Origin of the sequence: Bacillus haikouensis (genome assembly GCF_013179555.1) — a bacterium.
Taxonomy (GTDB): domain Bacteria; phylum Bacillota; class Bacilli; order Bacillales; family Bacillaceae_B; genus Rossellomorea; species Rossellomorea haikouensis_A.
On the sequence record NZ_JABMCR010000632.1, the window covers coordinates 1 to 519 of the forward strand.

1 protein-coding gene is annotated in these 519 nt (G+C 39.3%); it reads left to right on the forward strand.

All coding sequences use genetic code 11. The annotated features are described in order from the left end of the window. A partial coding sequence (locus HP456_RS24780; RefSeq protein WP_172255946.1) for a GatB/YqeY domain-containing protein occupies positions 1-344 on the forward strand: 344 nt, incomplete at its 5' end. Between the last annotated feature and the right edge of the window lie 175 nt (positions 345-519).

Below are 519 nucleotides of genomic sequence, written 5' to 3' on the forward strand. Positions count from 1 at the left end.
ATGAAGCCATTAAGTTTGGAAAACAGGAACTCTCTGAAGACGAAGAGTTGACTGTCCTTTCTCGAGAAGTCAAGCAACGGAAAGACTCCCTCCATGAATTTACGAAAGCGGGTCGTGAAGATCTGGCTGGAAAAATTCAAACAGAACTGACTTACGTCGAAATATATATGCCTAAACAGCTTTCTGAAGAAGAGATTTCAGCCATTGTTCAGGAAACGATGGTTGAGATTGGTGCTTCTTCAAAAGCTGACATGGGTAAAGTGATGGGGGCTATCATGCCTAAAGTAAAAGGGAAAGCTGATGGAGCTCTCGTCAACAAACTTGTTCTTCAACATCTATCATAACAACCAAAACCGGGAAGCTGTCAGTTTCCCGGTTTTTTTATGACTTCTATGAAAGGCCTTTCTTGATCATTGAAAAATAGTCTTCATATTTGATTCTTTTAGATTTTTCTTTTTGACTCTGTTAAAGCTTAATGTTGTTTTTAACCGGTTTCAGCTGTTGATTGGAGTGCAAGAC